This is a genomic window from Amycolatopsis orientalis DSM 43388 (assembly GCF_000411975.1).
GTDB classification, from domain to species: domain Bacteria; phylum Actinomycetota; class Actinomycetes; order Mycobacteriales; family Pseudonocardiaceae; genus Amycolatopsis; species Amycolatopsis orientalis_D.
Map to the genome: position 1 here is coordinate 1 of NZ_ASXG01000003.1, position 273 is coordinate 273.

The 273-nt window shown below is 55.7% G+C and carries 1 rRNA gene; it reads left to right on the forward strand.

Annotated features, from left to right (window positions below):
* Window positions 1–155 precede the first annotated feature (155 nt).
* A 5S ribosomal RNA gene (rrf, locus tag L942_RS00020) occupies window positions 156–272 on the forward strand.
* Window position 273 lies beyond the last annotated feature (1 nt).

Sequence of the window (273 nt, forward strand, 5' to 3'; positions counted from 1 at the left end):
AAATGGAAGCACAGTAATGTGTTGTCGAGTTGACTGGTACTAATAGGCCGAGGACTTGCCCACGAAGATGTTGCGCATCCACTCTACGGTTCTGAAACACCACACCGGCATTCTTCCCCTTGCGGGGAGGGCGGGTGTGTGTTGTTTCGGAGTGTTTCGGTGGTTTTAGCGTCAGGGAAACGCCCGGTCCCATTCCGAACCCGGAAGCTAAGCCTGACTGCGCCGATGGTACTGCAACCGAAGGGTTGTGGGAGAGTAGGACACCGCCGAACT